The organism is Agrilactobacillus yilanensis (assembly GCF_003946725.1).
Classification (GTDB): Bacteria; Bacillota; Bacilli; order Lactobacillales; family Lactobacillaceae; genus Agrilactobacillus; species Agrilactobacillus yilanensis.
The window spans coordinates 19,334-37,959 of the sequence record NZ_RHOY01000018.1 but is presented as its reverse complement, the minus strand read 5'-3'; the positions used below and the strand labels follow the sequence as shown (position 1 = coordinate 37,959).

Annotated in this window: 18 protein-coding genes and 1 riboswitch; of the genes, 1 reads left to right on the top strand and 17 read right to left on the bottom strand. The window is 39.5% G+C overall.

The window, feature by feature from the left end; genetic code table 11:
• Positions 1-8: 8 nt before the first annotated feature.
• The 5 genes from rpsA to EKM93_RS11075 all read right to left on the bottom strand — a co-directional run bounded on the left by rpsA (position 9) and on the right by EKM93_RS11075 (position 5,420).
• Positions 9-1,259, bottom strand: a complete 1,251-nt coding sequence (gene rpsA / locus EKM93_RS11095) for a 30S ribosomal protein S1 (protein ID WP_125715655.1) — start codon at positions 1,257-1,259, stop codon at positions 9-11.
• An 86-nt stretch (positions 1,260-1,345) separates the two neighbouring features.
• Positions 1,346-2,011 carry a (d)CMP kinase gene (cmk, locus tag EKM93_RS11090; RefSeq protein WP_125715654.1) on the bottom strand — a complete coding sequence of 222 codons (666 nt, stop codon included), beginning with the start codon at positions 2,009-2,011 and terminating at the stop codon, positions 1,346-1,348.
• 81 nt (positions 2,012-2,092) lie between these two features.
• On the bottom strand, positions 2,093-2,938 hold the full coding sequence (locus EKM93_RS11085; protein WP_125715653.1) for a LysM peptidoglycan-binding domain-containing protein: 846 nt from the start codon (positions 2,936-2,938) through the stop codon (positions 2,093-2,095).
• Between the two features lie 63 nt (positions 2,939-3,001).
• Positions 3,002-4,462 (bottom strand): RecQ family ATP-dependent DNA helicase, encoded by a 1,461-nt coding sequence (locus EKM93_RS11080; protein ID WP_125715652.1) that lies wholly within the window; start codon positions 4,460-4,462, stop codon positions 3,002-3,004.
• Positions 4,452-5,420: a helix-turn-helix domain-containing protein gene (locus EKM93_RS11075; RefSeq protein ID WP_125715651.1), complete on the bottom strand. Its 969-nt coding sequence runs from the start codon at positions 5,418-5,420 to the stop codon at positions 4,452-4,454. The genes EKM93_RS11080 and EKM93_RS11075 overlap by 11 nt, the downstream gene beginning before the upstream one ends.
• 37 nt (positions 5,421-5,457) lie before the next feature.
• Here EKM93_RS11075 and EKM93_RS11070 point away from each other — a divergent pair, with 37 nt between their 5' ends.
• Positions 5,458-5,682, top strand: a complete 225-nt coding sequence (locus EKM93_RS11070; protein WP_125715650.1) for a ferredoxin — start codon at positions 5,458-5,460, stop codon at positions 5,680-5,682.
• A gap of 144 nt (positions 5,683-5,826) precedes the next feature.
• Here the strand turns inward: EKM93_RS11070 and EKM93_RS11065 are convergent, their stop codons facing one another.
• From EKM93_RS11065 to dnaE, 12 genes are all read right to left on the bottom strand, one after another.
• Complete coding sequence (locus tag EKM93_RS11065) at positions 5,827-6,405, bottom strand: ECF transporter S component (protein WP_225423706.1); 579 nt, start codon at positions 6,403-6,405, stop codon at positions 5,827-5,829.
• A gap of 125 nt (positions 6,406-6,530) precedes the next feature.
• A riboswitch (FMN riboswitch) is annotated at positions 6,531-6,647 on the bottom strand.
• Between the two features lie 58 nt (positions 6,648-6,705).
• The gene (locus EKM93_RS11060; RefSeq protein ID WP_125715649.1) at positions 6,706-7,443 is read right to left on the bottom strand and encodes a pseudouridine synthase; all 738 of its coding nucleotides are present in this window, start codon (positions 7,441-7,443) and stop codon (positions 6,706-6,708) included.
• A 3-nt stretch (positions 7,444-7,446) separates the two neighbouring features.
• Positions 7,447-8,049, bottom strand: a complete 603-nt coding sequence (gene scpB / locus EKM93_RS11055) for an SMC-Scp complex subunit ScpB (protein ID WP_125715648.1) — start codon at positions 8,047-8,049, stop codon at positions 7,447-7,449.
• Between the two features lie 3 nt (positions 8,050-8,052).
• Complete coding sequence (locus EKM93_RS11050) at positions 8,053-8,805, bottom strand: segregation and condensation protein A (protein WP_125715647.1); 753 nt, start codon at positions 8,803-8,805, stop codon at positions 8,053-8,055.
• A gap of 2 nt (positions 8,806-8,807) precedes the next feature.
• Positions 8,808-9,182, bottom strand: coding sequence for an N-acetyltransferase (locus EKM93_RS11045; protein WP_125715646.1), 375 nt, complete (start codon positions 9,180-9,182; stop codon positions 8,808-8,810).
• 73 nt (positions 9,183-9,255) lie between these two features.
• Entirely contained in the window at positions 9,256-10,158 is a 903-nt protein-coding gene (gene xerD / locus EKM93_RS11040; protein ID WP_125715645.1) for a site-specific tyrosine recombinase XerD, read from the bottom strand.
• Positions 10,151-10,618: a Fur family transcriptional regulator gene (locus EKM93_RS11035; protein WP_125715644.1), complete on the bottom strand. Its 468-nt coding sequence runs from the start codon at positions 10,616-10,618 to the stop codon at positions 10,151-10,153. The genes xerD and EKM93_RS11035 overlap by 8 nt, the downstream gene beginning before the upstream one ends.
• Before the next feature lie 94 nt (positions 10,619-10,712).
• Positions 10,713-11,570, bottom strand: coding sequence for a CvfB family protein (locus tag EKM93_RS11030; RefSeq protein ID WP_191988497.1), 858 nt, complete (start codon positions 11,568-11,570; stop codon positions 10,713-10,715).
• Between the two features lie 51 nt (positions 11,571-11,621).
• A complete protein-coding gene (locus EKM93_RS11025) occupies positions 11,622-12,083 on the bottom strand; it encodes a DUF441 domain-containing protein (RefSeq protein ID WP_125715642.1) in 462 nt (153 codons plus the stop codon).
• A 147-nt stretch (positions 12,084-12,230) separates the two neighbouring features.
• Complete coding sequence (pyk, locus tag EKM93_RS11020; protein ID WP_125715641.1) at positions 12,231-14,000, bottom strand: pyruvate kinase; 1,770 nt, start codon at positions 13,998-14,000, stop codon at positions 12,231-12,233.
• A 99-nt stretch (positions 14,001-14,099) separates the two neighbouring features.
• On the bottom strand, positions 14,100-15,059 hold the full coding sequence (gene pfkA, locus EKM93_RS11015) for a 6-phosphofructokinase (RefSeq protein WP_125715640.1): 960 nt from the start codon (positions 15,057-15,059) through the stop codon (positions 14,100-14,102).
• Between the two features lie 141 nt (positions 15,060-15,200).
• On the bottom strand, positions 15,201-18,533 hold the full coding sequence (gene dnaE, locus EKM93_RS11010) for a DNA polymerase III subunit alpha (protein ID WP_125715639.1): 3,333 nt from the start codon (positions 18,531-18,533) through the stop codon (positions 15,201-15,203).
• Positions 18,534-18,626: the final 93 nt, after the last annotated feature.

The following is an 18,626-nucleotide window of genomic DNA, read 5'->3' as shown; positions in this document are numbered from 1 at the left end:
ACTAACGATTAATCTTTATCGTCATCGGTGCTTTGTTTTAAAGCGTCACCGATCATTTCGCCAATACTAAAGCCGCTATCGTCATCATCTGTTGAGACAACATTGTTTTTTGGTTCAGCTTTAGGTGCTGGTTTTGCTGCAGGCTTTTGAGCTTCAGTATCACCTTGTTCAGGTTCTTCCAAAGCTTTGATAGATAAAGCTAAACGATGTTGAGCAGGATCAACACTCAAAACTTTAACTTTAACATCTTGGCCTTCTTTTAAAACATCATTTGGTGTTGCAATATGTTTGTGTGAAATTTGTGAAATGTGTACTAAGCCTTCCACGCCAGGGAATACTTCCACAAAAGCACCAAATGTTGTTAAACGACGAACTTCACCATCCAAGATAGCGCCAACTGGGGCCTTATCTTCGATGTTTGTCCATGGTTCAGGTAAAGTTGCTTTGATAGATAGTGAAATTCTTTCTTTTTCAGAATCTACGTTTAAGACTTTAACTTTAACTTCTTGACCTACTTTTAAGACATCAGAAGGTTGGTCAACATGATCATAAGAAATTTCAGAAACATGGACTAACCCGTCTACACCGCCTAAATCAACAAAGGCACCAAAGTTTGTTAAACGTGCAACTTTCCCATCAACTGTATCACCAGGCACTAATTTAGCCATAACGTCAGCTTTTTGAGATTCTTTTTCTTTTTCTACAATCGCTCTATGAGATAAAATCAAACGATTTTCGCTTGGTTCAATTTCCATAATTTGAAGTTCTAATGACTTACCTTTATAAGCATTTAAATCTTCAACGTAATGGTCTTCAACCATAGAAGCTGGAATAAAGCCACGGACACCAGCGTCTACTACTAAACCACCCTTAACCACGTTAGTAACTGTTGCTGTGATTGTTTTGCCATCTTTGAATTCTTGTTCGATTTCATCCCATACTTTACGAGCTTCTAGACGACGCTTAGATAATAGATAACTCCCGTTTTCTTTATCCTTGCCCATTGAAGAAATTACAACTAAGTCTAGTTTGTCACCGACATTAGCTTGATCTTTGATATCTGCACTTGAATCAGCAGTTAATTCCTTTAAAGGAACAACCCCTTCAACACCTGTACCTTCGATACCAACGATTAATTGACCGTCGTCAATAGCTAATACTTCACCGACAACTACGTCCCCAATTTTCACTTCGTGGACACTGTTTAAAGCATCTTCCATTAATTCCTTATTATTGTTCGTGTTTGCATCTTCGCTCATAACTAAAATCCTCCTTGCGACTAACTACGGTACTATTCTACTTGAAATTCATGCGTTTTACCAGAAAAAAGAATAAAAAATAAGAATCAATTCATTTTTTGCCGAATTATTCCAAGGATTTTAGCCGTAGATTGTTCGATATTTAAATCTGATGTATCAACGACAATCGCATCTTCTGCTTGTCGTAGCGGTGATACGGCGCGATGACTGTCTTTGTAATCACGATGTTCAATATCTGTTTTTATCGTTTCCAAAGAAGTTGTCATCCCTTTAGCAATATTTTCCTTATAACGCCGTTGTGCGCGCCGTAATACGCTGGCCGTCATAAATATTTTAACTTCTGCATCCGGTAAAACCGTTGTGCCAATGTCTCGACCGTCCATCACAATATTCGTCCGATCCGCAATTTGACGTTGCTGTTGGACAAGCGTCTGTCTGACTTCTGGTAAAGCAGCCACTTGTGACACTAAGCCCGTAACTTCAGCAGAGCGAATGACTTCTGTAATATCTTCACCATTCAAAAATACTTTTTGATCATTTTCCGGTCCATTTTGAAAGTCAATTGTCGCTTTAGCCAAAGCCTGGGCAATTTTAGGGGCATCATCTAAGGCAATTTTTTGCTGCAGCGCTAAGTAAGTCGTTGCCCGATACATGGCACCTGTGTCTAAATACGTAAAGTCCAAAGCCTGGGCCACAAGTTTAGAAATCGTGCTCTTTCCTGCGGAAGCCGGGCCATCAATGGCAATTTTCAAAATCTAATCTCCCCGTTTTACAAGCCGTTTTGCTTGATACTTTAAAACGCACTTATAGTTTATTTGATTGGCCTATCTTTATTATTTTACCCGTAATTGCTGACCAGGTGAAATGCTAGATCCTGAAGACAAACCATTTAATTGTAACAGTTCACTTAACGTCAAGCCGTTATTCACAGCAATTCGATACAAGTTTTCACCCTTTTGAACCGTGTGATAACCGGCACTGGCTGAGGTACTACTGGAAGCAGCTTGCGAACTGGCCGCATCTTGGGCCGCTTGGGCTGAACTGCTAGAAGCAGCCGCTTGCGATTGTGCGGCAGCTTGTTGACTCGACTGTGCGGCAGCCTGGGCATCTGCTTGAGCTTGAGATTCAGCAGCCGCTTGAGAATCAGCTGCAGCTTGGGATTTAATTTGGGCACTTTGACTTTCAGCCGCTTTTTTAGAGCTGGCAATAGATGCCTTTTTAGCCTTGGCTTTGCTTTCTGAACGTGATCTAGATAAAGAAGCCGATTCAGAATTTGATTTTTTAGATGAGCTTACTACAATTTTATTGCTATTACCGCTAGATTGTGCCGGTTTGTTCATATTCACAATGTAATAACCCACTGGAATCGACATAACCACCAATAACAATACCGTTAGCCCCACTACAAAAAACGTATTATTTTTTTCTTTTTTCTTATGGGCTACTCGTGAAAGACTGCTGTCTTCATCAAATTGTTTTTCCCACGGTTCTTGGGCATCGGCTGTGGCATCATCGTCTTTGGCCGTTTCATCTGCGGCCGCTGCCCCAGCTGCGGATTCAGTTTCTGCGGCCTTTGTTTCTGTTTCTGATGTTGCCGTCGTCTTTGGCGTCGCTTCAGATTCAGTGGCGTCTGACGCTTTTAGATCCTTTTCATCTTGTTTTTTATTATCGTCGCTCATTGATGGTCCTCCTAAATTCGTCTCATTTAATTGTATCATATCAATTTTTAAATAATTTTAAAGTTATTCAAAAATATGCTTTAAGACTTGCGGCCATTCCAAAGTATCTAAGTTTAAATCGGCGTCTGACGGGACTTCTTCTACATTGAGATGATAAAGCTTTAATTTTTCTAAAGTTGCCGTAATCGCTGTATCAAACCCTAGCGCACAGCACTGATCATCATGAACAATACGCTGCTGTTCACCAAAATAATGCACTAAATGCTGTCGCCGACAAGTTGTTAAATTAACAAACCGATTAAAAGCCCACAAACTTTCATTTTTTTCACGACGTTTATTTTCTAGCATTTGTGTCACTTCTGATTCCGTGAATCGATTTCTATAAAGCTGATTTAACAATTCAAACGCCGGTTCTGGACTGTTCTTAAACCTGTCTGGCCGTTTAAAAAAGGCTTTTACCATCACTGGCGTTGGTAACCCCATTTCCAATAAGCGGGCTTGGCGACCAGATTCATCCGGTAGCGTTAATAAGATCGCAATACTTTGATGCCCATCTCGCCCCGCTCGCCCCACTTCTTGAAGATAACTTTCAAAACTCACTGGCGCATGATAATGGATTACAAAGCGAATATCAGCTTTATTAATCCCCATCCCAAATGCATTGGTAGCACAAATTACTTTTAATTCACCCGTCATAAATCGCTGTTGAATTAAATAACGATCCTTTGTACTTAAAGCCCCATGGTAAAAGGCGGTTGGAATATGACATTGCTGCTGAATTAACTGTGCCATTGTTTCTGCACTTTGACGGCTGGAAAAATAAATAATACCTGGCAGCTGGAGTTGATGGATCAAGGTTAAGAGTTGCGCCTGCTTGGCTTGTCGATCTGCACATTGAATCACATCAAAAAAGATATTTGGCCGATCCACACTATAAATAACCTTTTGGGCTTTTGGCAACGCTAATTTTTCTAAAATATCCTGCTGCACTTTTGGCGTGGCTGTAGCCGTCAGCATCAATGTTGCTTTAGGCTGCAGCTGCTGGCGAATGGCGCCTAATTTTAAATAGCTGGGTCTAAAATCTACGCCCCATTGAGAAATACAATGGGCTTCATCAATGACTAAAGTCTGAATGTTTACTTGGCACAAAGCTGCCAATACATCTGGCCGATTCAATGTTTCTGGGGCACTGAAGAGGAAACGATAATTTTTCAAATGCGTTAAAACGAATTTTTGTGCCGACCAATTTAATGTTGAATTTAACGCAATACTTTGTTTTTCTCCTTGCAATTGCAACTGAGCCACTTGATCTTGCATTAACGAAATTAACGGTGACACAATAATCGTCAGCCCCTGCTGAATATAGGCCGGTAATTGATAACACAATGACTTACCTGAGCCGGTGGGCAAAATTCCCAATGTATCCTGACCCTGCAATATATTTTCAATAATCGCCTGTTGTCCTGGCCGAAACTCATAATAGCCAAATTTCTGCTCCAATGCCGCCAGTAAATCAACACTCATGTTTATTCAACTCCAAAATTTCATTTAATCGATCTGTAAAGTAGATATCTGCGGCTAAATCATTTCTCTTAAGCAGTGTTGTGACGTCAAAATCCGGTATTAATAACGCCGCTTCTAATAAATGTTCCCGGACAGTTCCGGCCTTCAACCGACGGCTTTGGCAGATTTGACTAAGTGTCAGCCCTTGTTGAAATAAAGCATAAGTGGCCTTGGTACTTCGACTTAATGGTAACTGCAAAAAAGCTTCTGATGGCAGTAACTGCTGGCACAAAGGCCAATTTTTGGGGACCTGCTGCAATTGCAGTAATAAACAGGCTATGGCATCTAACTGTACTAAAGTCCCATCATAAGCACTATACTTAAATCGTGTTGCCAATTGCGCTTGACTGAAACCAAACTGATAGCCGGAAAAATTAGCCGCCACAAAATTACTTTGGGCTGATGGCAGTAATGTGAACCAATGCGTCAGCTCTTGTTCAAAACGTTGACTTAAATTTTCTGTACGCTTGACCCTTTGAAACCATTGACGGACTTGCCATTGAATACTAAAATCAGTAACGACTGGGAAATACTGTTTGTTTTTATGTTGAAATTGGGAAAGGACTTGAATCGCTAAGTGTAACTGGGCTAACGCAACATTTAGCTTAGGCATTGTCAACCCGTTATAGTATTTCGTTAAAAACGGTGGTTGCTGTACGCACCACGCCTGGCCTTTTGCTGTTAAACACCATTCATTTTTTGAAACTGGTTGAATCAGCTGTTCTCGCTGCAGTTGACCTATGTGATGCTCAAACTGTCCCCAAGTTAAATCAGCGGCACTGTGAAAATATATTAAATAACCATGTTTCTTAGCGGCCAATAAATTAGAAAATGTCTTTTTGCCTCGTAAAGTATAATAAATCGGTTTTACCCGCTGAGGATCGGTACTAAAAAATCTTAATAAATCGGTTGTGATCATATTAATCTCACTTTCTAAATATAAAGGAGCTGTAAATTTGTATACTAAAGTGTGTCAAATTGATTGTATTGCTTGTGGCCTTTGTCAATTAAAGGCCCCTGAATTATTTGACTATGATCCGCAAGGTATTGCCTTTTGTAAACTGGATCATAATCAAGGCACTGTTGAAATACCAACGGCACAGTACACTAATTTTAAAGCCGCCTATCAAAAGTGTCCCACCGGTGCCATTAAACGCCAAAATACCCCTTTTACCGAGTAGTCAAATAATTGCCTGTTTAACTCCAATAAGTATAACAGGCAAGCACTAGTAATTGAAGTTGTATCTATAGCTATCGCTGCCCTTTTAACCGCAAAAAAAAAGCTCAAGTACACTATTTTTTCAGTGCACTTGAGCTTTTTTGGTTTAGTGTCTAAAAGCGGCAGCCTGGTTTTTAACCCAAGGCATCATCTTCACATAAACGACACTGAAGACGGCGCTTAAAATGACCCCTTTAATTAAGTTAAATGGTACTACAACAAATAATACGTATTTACCAATGGCCATTCCTAAGCTCATCCCCAAAACGCTCATATATAACGGGGTAATGATAATTAAGTTCAAAAAGCCCATTACGGCTGCTAAAAGAATGGTTGCTGTCCCAGATGCAAAAATTTGTCGTCTTGGATTGCTGCCCTTGCGAAGCATGAAATACATCGGTAATAAGAATGTGATTGAAGCTAAAACGCTGGCCACATCCCCGATCAAACTGGCAACATTAGCACCGGTTGTAATAAAGTGCAGGGTTGACCGTAATGTTGCGATCGCAATTCCACCAACTGGGCCGTAAATAAATGTCCCAATTAAAACGATTAGATCGCTTAAATCTGTTTTTAAATACCCAAAAGCCGGAATCAGTGGAAATTCAAAAAACATTACCACGTAAGCAATTGCGGCCATCATCGCGATACCAACTAATCTCTTGATCTTTGTACTTTGCACCATCAAGACCTCCATCAATTAAATCTAGTTTGGTAAATGAATGGGTGGTTAAGTCTTCAGTTCATTAAAATAGCTCATCCGCCAAATAATCAGGGGATGAGCTATCACGTATATACATACAAAATAAACTCTATCTTCTTCCAGCTAGACTATACTATCGGTTTTGGAATTACACCAAATCAGCCACAATGTGGGTAGCGGACTATACCGCCGGTCGGGAATTGCACCCTGCCCTGAAGACAATCAGTTATTCAATTACAGTTTTAGTCTAGCAAAGGTCTTCAAAAAAAGCAAGCGCTTTATTTAGCGTATTTGCTTACCTTGTGCCTGTTGTTTTAACAAATCAACTTCTTGGTGTGTCAATGGTCTATATTGACCAGAAATTAAGCCCTCTAAATTTAAAAAGCCTAACGATTCTCGAGACAGTTTAACCACATTACTGCCCACCGCTTTAAACATATTTTTGACCTGATGATTCATACCTTCATGAATCGTTAATCGAACAATCGCTGTTCTTTTACGTTTATCCGTTGAAATGATATTAACTCGAGCCCGGGCAGTTTTTCGTTTGCCTAAATAAACCCCTTTACGTAACTGCATCTGAGCCTGCACAGTAGGAATATTTTCTACCTTAGCCACATAGCTTTTTTCAATTTCATAACGGGGATGCATGAGCAAGTTCGCAAAATCACCATCATTGGTCATAATTAATAAACCTGATGTATCGTAATCTAAGCGGCCTACCGGATAGAGACGCTGTGGTATATCTTTAAAATAATCTGTTACAATTTTACGGCCCTTGTCATCAGCCGCTGCGCTAATAACGCCCCGTGGTTTATAAAATAAATAATAAGCCAGCCGTTCTTTTTCAATGGGTAAGCCATCTACACTAACTTCATCCCCACTGTCTACTTTAGTCCCTAATTTGGTAACGACTTGGCCGTTAACTTTAACGTGGCCTTCAGTAATTAAAACTTCCGCTTTACGTCTAGAAGCAACACCCGCGTTGGCAATCACTTTTTGTAACCGTTCTTCACTCATCTTCTATACTCCTTGATCATTATTGTCGTCGTTTAAAATATTTTGAAATTTATCAAAAAATAAATTCACATCAGCACCATCCGTATCGTCAGTCCCTTCAACTTCCGTTAATGGTGGCAGTTGTTTTAAATCGGTTAAGCCAAAATAATCTAAGAAATAATCGCTGGTAGCATAAAGAATTGGTCTCCCAGGAACTTCTTTACGGCCAGTTTCTTGAATCATCTGACGGGCTATCAGCGTTTGTAAAGCGCCTGAACTATTAACGCCACGCACATCATCAATTTCTAAACGGGTGATGGGCTGTTGGTAAGCAATGATTGCTAAAACTTCTAGGGCGGCTTGACTCAGATGCTGGCCCACATTGCCGGATAAGAAACTTTGAATAGCCGCTGAAAATTCCGGTTTAGTCGCAAGTTTAATAATTTTGCCATGTTCTAAAATGACTAACCCTTGGGTTGTATCAGCGGCTAAATTAGCCTTTAATTTTGCAATGGTTTGACGCACTGGGGCAATATCCATCTCCAGTGCTTGGGCCAACACATCCACTGTCGTACCGTCATCACCAGCAACATATAATAAAGCTTGTATCGCTGCGGTATAGTCCAAAAATCAAGCCTCCTTTAGCTTTTGAATCCATAAATCATCTTGGTAATCATTTTGCTGGCAATCTACTTGCCCGTTTTTAGCCAATTCTAGTACAGCTAAAAAAGTTGTTACAGTATCATCCAAAGCCTGTGTTGCATCTGCTGGCTCTGGGATTAATAAAGCGGAAAATTGAACTAAACCTTGATTCATTTTTAAATAATCTAAAATTTTAGTGATCTGTGCCCGAATCGAGACATTCTCTCGCTTAATGGCCCGTTTCACCGGTGCTTTAGCTAATTTCCGCTGTAAAATTAGATTCATTGTCTGCTGGAGCTGATTTAAGGAAACAACCCCGGTTTGTAACGGAATGTCTAACCGATTTGTCGCTGTTGTTGCTGACTTTACATGGTACTGTGCCCGAGCAGCTTCTTTAGCCTTTAAATCCGCAGCAGCCGTTTTATAAGCTTGATAACTTAATAATTGACTGACCAATTCATCCCGTGGATCCATTGCAATTACTTGGTCGTCTTCTGTCAAAATTTCTGGTTTTGGTAATAATAATTTACTTTTGATTTCCATTAAATTTGAAGCCATAACTAAATAGTCACCAACCGTCTCTAGCTTCATAACATTCATCTGATGCAAATAGGCTAGATACTGATTGGTGATCTCAGCAATGGGAATATCATAGATATCTATCTTTGAAGCTTTAATTAAATAAAGTAATAAATCTAACGGACCTTCAAATTCAGGTAAAACTAATTTTAATCCAGTCACAATTATACCTCAGTGTTAAGATGTCGATTATGTTCGGTCCACTTTGCGACCAATTTCGTTGTATCAAACGAGCCCATCATATTTTGATCTGGATACAATTGATGCAATTCATCTAAAATCTCTAAAGAATTACCCGTACCTCTTTCTGAAGGGATCAAAGAAATTTGACGAACAACAATATATTTATCCGCAACTTCTACCCCAACAACCCCTGAAAAATCATTATCTTTATTTTTCCAGAGATACAAAACATGACTCTCATCTTTTTGATACAGCGTCATCTCATTTGTTAGATTATTGAGATCCTTTAAATCTGGTATAAAAGAAAGCAACCCCATGGCTACTTTTTCATAACTGCCCCTATACTTAACTAACATGATGACCTCCATTTTCAGACGCCCAATATACCCTAACACTTTAGCACATAACCTTAATTTACTCAACTCAGCGTTATGCCCGGGGGTGCGTATGATTATAAACCTCTCGAATTCTTTGGGTTGATAAATGAGTATATATCTGCGTTGTTGAAATATCAGTGTGTCCCAATAAAGTTTGTACCACACGTAAGTCTGCGCCATTTTCTAACAAATGAGTCGCAAAAGAATGACGCAATGTGTGGGGTGTGACATCTTTTGTAATACCGCATTGAATGACATATTTCTTAATAATTTTCCAAATTGCCTGCCGGGTCATCCCTTGCCCACGAAAGTTTAAAAACACAATCGCACTTTGTGGGGCGTGCTTTGCTGCTAAATTCGGACGTACCTCTTGTAAGTATTGCTGCACCCAGCGACTCGCCACATCACCTACCGGCAGCATTCGTTCTTTATTGCCTTTACCAATGGCTTGGATTAAACCTATCGCCAAATGTAATTGTTCCAGCGTAATATGGGTCAGTTCGCTCACCCGTAATCCCGTCGCATATAAAATTTCTAAAATTGCCCGATCTCGAATACCCAAGGGTTTTTGCGTATCCGGCGCTTTTAACAGCTGTTCAACTTCGGCCATTGTTAAAGTTACCGGTAAAGCCTGTTGTTTTTTAGGTAATGTAATTTGCGTCATTGGATCAACTTTAACAACATGTTCGTTGATCAAATATTGATAGAACTTCCGTAACGTTGAAACCATCCGCGCCATGGAACTTGTTGCTTTACCTAATTGCCCCTGTTGTTTTAGGAAGATCGCAATTTCACTGCTGTCTTCTGGGAATTTAACTTGTTTTTGAGCCGTAACAAAGGCCACAAACTGCTTTAAATCCTCATAATAACTCGTTTGTGTTTGCTTTGATAGTCCCCGTTCAACCGCTAAATAACGAATATAATCCTGTACAGACTCCTGTAGTGTATCAGGCATTATTTTGTACCGCCACTTGGGTCACACATTCTGAGCAAAGGCCTTCAATATGCACATTATTAAAATCGTCATTCACCATAAAATTATAATCTTTTGCGATTACCTTAGAGAAATAAGTCATGAAATCCTGATCCACTTCAATAACGCGACCGCAGTTTTTACAAATCAATTGAATACCTTGATTTTGGATTAATTCATAACGAACAATGCCATCTTGATCAAACGAACTTTTCTTCAAAACTTTAATATTTGTCAACAATTCAATCGTCCGATATACCGTAGCTAACCCAATATCATTCGACAATTGTTTCGTCAGCATAAATATTTTTTCGGCAGTCAAATGGTGATCCCGATTTTGAACTAATACCGTCACGGTTGCTTCTCGTTGAGGTGTCATTTTATAACCGGCAACTTTTAATTGCTTCTTTATTAAATTTTTTAATTGCTGTTCTTTTTTCATATTTATTCCCAACCAATTATTAATCAGTTCACTCGTTACTACTAGTTTAGCGCAAACGGCGGTTCGGGGCAATTACTAATCATTTGTTAAGCAGCTATTTTAAATAAGTCCGGCCATCTCTTTGTTCAATTAATCTTGCTTTTAATAAATGGCCTAATGCCCGTTTAAAAGCCCCTTTAGAAATACCAAAGTAAGCTTTGATTTCTTCCGGATCGCTCTTATCGGTAAAGGCAATACTGCCACTAGGGTCTCTTTTTAAGACAGCTAATACCATCGCCGCATCGTCACCTATTTCTTCAAAAGCCCGCGGTTTTAATGAGATATTTAACATCCCATCTGCGGTTAAGCCAATCACTCGACCTGTCACATGTTCGCCTAATCTCGGCTCCACATCCCGTTCACTATGATGAATGAACCCTAAATAATAGTCATCCGTAATTAATAAACTGCCCACCGCCCGTAAACGATAAGTTGTCCCGGATACATTTTCATTACGCATATTTCGGCCAGAAGGACGATTGGAAATTGCTTTAAAAATGGTTTCATCTGCGAGTTTTGCCCACATCCGGCCTTTTTTGTCCACTTTTAGGGTAATCATTAAACGATCCCCTTTTTCAGGCCAAATTTGTTTGTTTTCAGGTAGATCATCTAATGAAATTACTAGATCTTTATCCGGTAAACCGCCATCAATAAATACCCCTAAATCCCGGCGAACATCAGTTACTGTCCCATAAGCATAATGATCTACCCGGACTTTAGGTAATTTAGGTGCCAAACATAATTGATGTTTTTTATTTTCATAAATAAAACCTGAAATTTCTGCACCTAACTGGGGTGCTGTTTCAAATTCTGTTTTCTTTGTCATTAATGTTTGACCGTCAATCTGACTAAAAACCGCTTTTTCATTAACATCTGACACAGTTGCTTTTTGGATTGTGCCCATTTTATCCACTAATTCTGCCATAACATTTAACCTCCATTTTATTTATAAATTCAAATTAAATTATTTTCCAGGTAGTAAATTGAATATCGTTAAAATCGTATAGGTGATCCCTGAAGCAATTACCGGACCTGCCGCAATTCCCTTTAAAAAGACAACACCCATAATCGTGCCAAAAACCAAGGCCACTGTGATTTCTGGGCTTTGCGCTAAAAGGCCCACGCCTTTTGATGACCAAACAGCCACCAGTATACCGCAAGCTACCGCGATAAAGCCGACTGGACTTTTAAATGCGTTAATCAGATCTTTAAAGCCCACTTTGCCCGTGGCGATCGGAATCAAAATTGCTACCGAGATCACCGTCACACCCCAATTAATCCCTTTAGCATTGATAACACTAAAGAGTTTGTCTGAAAATGGAAAGAGCTTCAAAACAATCACAACTGCCGCTGCAATTAATAAGGACTGGTTTTTTCCAAAAAAAGCAACTAACAAGATAACACCTAAAAATATCCAACTTTCCAAAAGTAACACCGCTTTCGTTAATATCCTTACTAGCTTATCAAAAAAAAACATGAAAAAGAAGCTAATTACAATAAAAAGCTAAGACGAGTGATCAATTCGCCTTAGCTTTTTAACACTTAAACTATTCTAGATAATTTTTTAATAAAATTATAGTGACTTAGAAGCGCCACGGTAAACAACACCACGACGAGAATCTACAGTGATAAGTTCGCCATTCTTGATTAATGAAGTTGCATTTTCAGCACCAACAACGACTGGAATACCCATTGCAATACCGACAACAGCGGCATGAGAAGTTAAACCGCCAGCTTCAACAACGATAGCAGCGGATCTTTCAATAGCAGGTAAGTAGTCTTTATCTGTTGTCTTAGTAACTAAGATACCACCATCAACAGCGTTATCAATAGCTTCTTTAGCACTGTTTGCAAGAACTGCTTTACCAACAACTGTTTCGCCACCGACACCTTGGCCACGTGTTAATTTAGAACCAATTAATTGGATCTTCATTAAGTTCGTTGTACCACTTTCACCAACAGGTACACCGGCAACGATTAAAATCAAGTCGCCTTCTTTGGCATAACCATGTTCTTGTGCTAATTGTGTTGCTGTTGTGAACATGTCATCAGTTGTTTCAGGTTTGTCAGCTAAAACAGGATCTACACCCCAGTTAACAGTTAAACCGCGTTGTACATTTTCATCAAAAGTCATTGCTAAAATGTTCGCATTTGGACGGTATTTAGAAATCATCCGAGCAGTATAGCCTGAAGCGGTTGCTGTAACAATTGTTTTGATGTTTAAATCTTCAGCAGCACGTACAACAGAACGACCTAAAGATTCAGTCGCATTTGTTGTTGGGAAAGCATTAAAACGTTCTGCAGTTAATGTCCCATTATTCAAGACTTCTTCTTCAGTGTGTTGGTCAATTTTGCTCATTGCAGCAACAGCTTCAACAGGATAATCCCCATTTGCACTTTCGCCTGAAAGCATTGTTGCATCTGTTCCGTCTAAAACAGAGTTAGCAACGTCGGTAACTTCAGCACGTGTTGGCCGTGGATTTTCTTGCATAGAATCTAACATTTGTGTTGCTGTAATAACTGGTTTACCTAATGCATTACACTTTTTGATCAAACGTTTTTGAACAAAAGGTACATTTTCAAATGGAATTTCAACACCCATGTCCCCACGAGCAATCATTAAGCCATCAGCAACTTTTAAGATGTCATCAATGTTGTCGATACCTTCTTGTGATTCAATTTTAGGGAAGATTTGAACATGTTCCATATGTTTTTCTTCAAGTAATTCACGAATATCTAAAACGTCTTGAGGTTTACGCACAAAACTTGCAGAAATATAGTTAATCTTGTTATCTAAACCAAAACGGATATCATCTGTATCCTTTTCGGTAATCCCTGGTAAGCGGATTTCAACGCCTGGTGCATTCACACCTTTACGAGAACCAATCATCCCGTCGTTTTCTACAACAGTAACAAGTTCTTTATTAGCGTCATCTTTTTCAGTGATCTTTAAATCAACTAAACCATCATCAATTAATACGTGACCACCAACATGTGTGTCATCGTATAAACCTGGATAAGTAACTGCGATTTTTTCAGGTGTGCCTTCTAAAGATTCATCCATAGAAATACGAATAATATCCCCAGTATGTGCTTCAAACTTCTTGTCCTTTTGAACAGTTGTCCGAATTTCAGCACCCTTTGTATCTAACATGATACCGACAATTTTGCCAGTTTTCTTTTCGGCTTCACGAACCATTTTCATTCTTGATAAATGTTCTTCATGATCACCATGAGAGAAGTTGAAACGGAAAACGTTAGCACCCGCTTGAATTAACTTTGTAACTGTTTCAACGTTATTACTTGCAGGGCCTAATGTGCTGACAATTTTGGTCTTTTTCATAGATTAAGATCTCTCCTCAATTGACTGAATTTATAAAAATCTAATGCTTACTATAATTGATTACCTGTAAAAATACAATTATTTGCACTTCACGGTTTGTTACTTAGATAAATCATGATTCAAATTATATAAAGATAATTCTGCATGATGTTTACTGTCAAATAAATCTGACATTCTGTGATAAGTTAACCGGTTGTTTTCAACACCAACCGCTAACCCGCCTTTACCTTCTAACAATAATTCGACTGCAAAAGCACCCATTTGGCTGGCCATTACTCGATCTCGAGCAGTTGGCGCACCACCACGTTGAACGTGGCCAAGGACAGTACTTCTAGCATGGAAATCGCCGTACTTATCCAGTTCTTTTTCAAACTCTTGGGCATGCATTACACCTTCTGCCAAGATGATCAACGTATGTTTCTTACCGCGATCACGACCTTGTTGGATGTGTTCTGCAACTTGCTTCATGTCAAACTCGTGTTCTGGGATGATAATTTCTTCCGCACCACCAGCAACGCCGGCCCATAAGGCAATATCTCCAGCACCACGGCCCATAACTTCAATAACGAACGTTCTTTCATGGCTGGTCGCAGTATCTCTAATTCTATCGATTGCTTCCAAAACCGTGTTAACTGCTGTATCAAAACCAATCGTGAAATCAGTGTAAGGTACATCATTATCAATTGTGCCTGGCAATCCAATGGCATTATAGCCATGTTCTGTCAATCTTAGGGCACCATGATAAGAACCGTCACCACCGATAACAACTAAAGCTTCAATACCAAATTTTTCTAGCTGTTCAATACCCTTTAATTGCCCTTCTTCTTGAGCAAATTCTGGATACCGAGCAGAGTACAAGAATGTCCCACCACGTTGAATTTTGTCGGCTACAGAGGCTTCATCCATTTTAAAGATGTCACCTGCTACAAGACCCGCAAATCCATAATTGATGCCATAAACTTCGAGACCTTCGTACATCGCTTTACGTGCAACCGCACGAATAGCTGCGTTCATGCCAGGGGCGTCACCGCCACTAGTTAAAATACCAATGCGCTTCATTTTGTCACCTCAATTAGAAATTCATGAAAATAGAAACCACAAATCATTTTCACAGACAATCATAATATACCACCAATTGTAAAAAAAGTCTTTAGGTTTTTGAAATGTAAAGGGTTTCAGGTAAAATATTTTTTTGTAAACTCATTTGAAAACAATGTTTTTGGCACCCAAAAATTGTGTTAGTTCATGCTGTAACTTGTCAGACCATGTAATCCAATGTGTTTCTTTTAACAAAATTTTTTTATCGTCTTTTTTAAAAAAGAGTACTACCGGACTGTGCCCCCTATAACGCAGCAATAGATCATAAAGCGCTGTTCTAAATTTAGGGGTATCTACATCTTCAGCAACTTGCAAATAAAGCCGCTGAATCGTTTTTTCCTGTTTTAAAACGTTTTCGGCGATACGAATACTTTGAGCTACAAATTGGGGATTATGATCTTGCCCCCATTCGAAGCGACCAGTGATCACCAAATTCTGAGCCTTATCCAATTGGTTTTGAACACTCTTGAATAAACCGGGAAAAATAGTCACATCAAAGCTTTGACTCAGATCTTCTCCGCTTAAAAAAGCCATTTGATCGCCTTTTTTTGTGCGGATGACTTTAACACGGCGAACATAATATAAAACCGTCCCTGATTTGTCCGGCTGTAAAGCTAGTATATTTTGATGGACAATTGATTTAAATTTTTCCAGGGGATGGCCCGAAATATAAGTACCTAGCAGTTCAGCCTCTAATTCAATTTTTCGATCTTTAGGAAAATCATTTACGTAATCCATTTCCGGCGTCAGCATTTCAAATAAAGACATGGAACTGCCGGCTAAAGTTATAGTGGCAATTAACTTATCAATATTGACTAAAAGCTGTTGTCGATTTGGGGCAATTGTATCAAACGCCCCTACTTTAATCAGCGTTTCCAAATAATCTTTTTTGACGAATCGACTGGGTATCCGCTTTAAAAAGTCAGTCATATCTTTGAATAAACCGGCTTGCCGAGCAGTCAAAATACTTTGAATTAAATCACGACGGATGCCTTTAATCGACACGAAACCAAAGCGAATCTGTTGATCATGTAATGTATAATTTTCAGCACTCGTATTAATATCCGGTCCTAAAATCTTAATCTGTCGATTTTTAGCTTCTTGTAAATAAGTTTTTGTTTTTACATTATTGCCAATCGTCGAATTTAAAATGGCTACAAAAAAGCTTGCCGGAAAATTTTGTTTTAAATAAGCTAACCAAAAAGCTAGTTTACTATAGGCTACAGCATGTGAACGATTAAACCCGTAGTTCGCAAAATGCTCAATATACTCATAAACTAAGCGAGCTCCATTAATACCAAAGCCCTTAGCAACGGCGCCATCAATAAACCGCTGACGATTATCATCAATTACCGCTTTTTTCTTTTTGCTCATCGCCCGCCGCAATAAATCGGCTTCGCCTAAGCTAAAGCCCCCCATAGTACTGGCCACTTGCATTACTTGTTCTTGATAAACCAGTACGCCATAAGTTGGCTTTAAAATTGTACTCAAAGCTTCATCCGGATAAACCACTGGTTCGCGACCGTTTTTTCGTGCAATAAATGTATCAATATTTTCCATCGGTCCCGGACGATATAAAGCGTTAGTGGCCACAATATCTTCAAAGCTGTCCGGATGTAATCGTTTTAAAACACGCTTAATACCATCCGATTCAAACTGAAAAACGCCGTTAGTATCCCCTTGTTGAAACAGTGCTAACGTCTGGGGATCATCCAAAGGAATCTTTTTAGGCTCAAAATCAGCTTGATAGTGCTTTTGAACGTCAGCAACAGTCTGCGCCAAAATATTTAGATTCTTTAAACCTAAAAAATCCATCTTTAAAAGGCCCACTTCTTCCACGTTACCCATTGGATACTGGGTTAAAGGAATTGTTTCTGCTCCTTTTTGCAATGCTACTTTCTGAGTCAAAGGTGCGTCACTTAACACAATCCCTGCTGCATGGGTCGAATAATGCCTTGGAAGTCCTTCTAAAGCGGCAGCTGTTTTAAAGATCAAACGATTCATCTCATTAGCTTGCACTAGCTGTTGTAAACTAGGCGACGTTTGGTAAGCCTGCTTTAGCGTAATCTTTAACACATTAGGTACTGCTTTAGACCAAGTATTGGCTTCTACTTGACTGATCCCAAAAACACGACCGACATCCCGCAGTGCCATCTTCGCGGCCAATGTGCCAAAGGTGATAATTTGCGCCGCATGGTTCTCACCATATTTTTGATAGACATATTGCAGCAAATCATCCCGTCGATTGTCCGGAATATCCAAATCAATATCTGGCATATTTGCCCGATTTGGATTTAAGAAACGTTCAAATAGCAAATTGTAGGTTAATGGATCTACTTCCGTAATTTCCAACGCGTAGGCAACTAAAGAGCCTGCTGCTGATCCTCGGCCAGCCCCCGTCATAATTTGAGTTTGATGGGCATAATTGACCACATCCCAAATAATTAAGAAGTAATCTGAAAAACCCATTTTTTTAATCGTCGCTAATTCATAGGTCACCCGTTTTTGATAAGCCTCGGGAATCGTCTGCCCTAACCGCCGCTGCAAGCCTTGATGCACTAAAGTATGCAAATAATCATCAGCGTTTTGCCCTACAGGCGTTTTAAAGCGCGGCAGTTGGGTCCGATGATGTAAATTTAAAGTAACATTACAATTTTCAACGATCATCTCTGTGGTTGCTAACGCCGCCGTCAGATGAGCGGCCTCAAAAGCTTGGGCGGCATTTTGAGGGTCTGGTAAATAAAATGCCCCGGTCTGAGACTGGCCCATCGTTGTTAAATCCAACTTTGTACCCGCATCAATATGTTGCAGTACTGCAGCATCAAAGGCCTGATCTGGCTGTAAATAATCCACCTTGCCCAATGCACATAGTGGTGTATCTGTCTGGTCAGCAATTTCTTGAAGTTTCGTGAGCTGGCGGCTGTAATTGCCCTGCAACGTTAAACCAATCGCTAAATCTCTAGGATTAACAAGCGTCTTTAGTTGATTCATATACTGGACCGCTGTATCCATATCTGTCCGGCCAGCTAAATATTCCAACTCGCCACGTGGCGGTAAAACAATAAAAAGGTCTGTCATAAACTTTTGAATTTCAGCAAAAGTTACCGCTGATGCTTTTTCACTCAACATAATAGCTGTTGAAATTTCTAAAAGATTTTGATAACCGCGTTCATTTTGAGCATACAGTAAATAAGGATAAGCTTGCTGGGAATCTCCCATCACGCCATAAATATGTGCTGTTAAACCTAAAATGGGTTTGATATCCGCAGCTCGACAGCGTTTATAAAAATCTACTAAGCCATAAACGACATTATTATCTGTAATCGCCAGTGATTGATACCCTAATTGTTGTGCCTGATCAACCAACTTAGCAATTGTCGTTGGGCTTTGCAGTAGACTGTAAGCCGTTTTGACTTGTAATTGTGTAAATACCATGGCACACCTCACAAAATTTTTTTACTCTCTATAAAGATAACAAGGTTCTCTAAAAAAAGGAAATTATGCTATACTAATAAGCATCATCATGAT

Bases quoted from the DNA above. Each gene is read 5' to 3' on its own strand.
- rpsA (WP_125715655.1), bottom strand. From the start codon at position 1,259: ATGAGCGAAGATGCAAACACGAACAATAATAAGGAATTAATGGAAGAT.
- EKM93_RS11085 (WP_125715653.1), bottom strand. From the start codon at position 2,938: ATGAGCGACGATAATAAAAAACAAGATGAAAAGGATCTAAAAGCGTCA.
- EKM93_RS11080 (WP_125715652.1), bottom strand. From the start codon at position 4,462: ATGAGTGTTGATTTACTGGCGGCATTGGAGCAGAAATTTGGCTATTAT.
- EKM93_RS11075 (WP_125715651.1), bottom strand. From the start codon at position 5,420: ATGATCACAACCGATTTATTAAGATTTTTTAGTACCGATCCTCAGCGG.
- EKM93_RS11065 (WP_225423706.1), bottom strand. From the start codon at position 6,405: ATGGTGCAAAGTACAAAGATCAAGAGATTAGTTGGTATCGCGATGATG.
- EKM93_RS11060 (WP_125715649.1), bottom strand. From the start codon at position 7,443: ATGAGTGAAGAACGGTTACAAAAAGTGATTGCCAACGCGGGTGTTGCT.
- EKM93_RS11045 (WP_125715646.1), bottom strand. From the start codon at position 9,182: ATGTTAGTTAAGTATAGGGGCAGTTATGAAAAAGTAGCCATGGGGTTG.
- xerD (WP_125715645.1), bottom strand. From the start codon at position 10,158: ATGCCTGATACACTACAGGAGTCTGTACAGGATTATATTCGTTATTTA.
- EKM93_RS11035 (WP_125715644.1), bottom strand. From the start codon at position 10,618: ATGAAAAAAGAACAGCAATTAAAAAATTTAATAAAGAAGCAATTAAAA.
- pyk (WP_125715641.1), bottom strand. From the start codon at position 14,000: ATGAAAAAGACCAAAATTGTCAGCACATTAGGCCCTGCAAGTAATAAC.
- pfkA (WP_125715640.1), bottom strand. From the start codon at position 15,059: ATGAAGCGCATTGGTATTTTAACTAGTGGCGGTGACGCCCCTGGCATG.
- dnaE (WP_125715639.1), bottom strand. From the start codon at position 18,533: ATGGTATTTACACAATTACAAGTCAAAACGGCTTACAGTCTACTGCAA.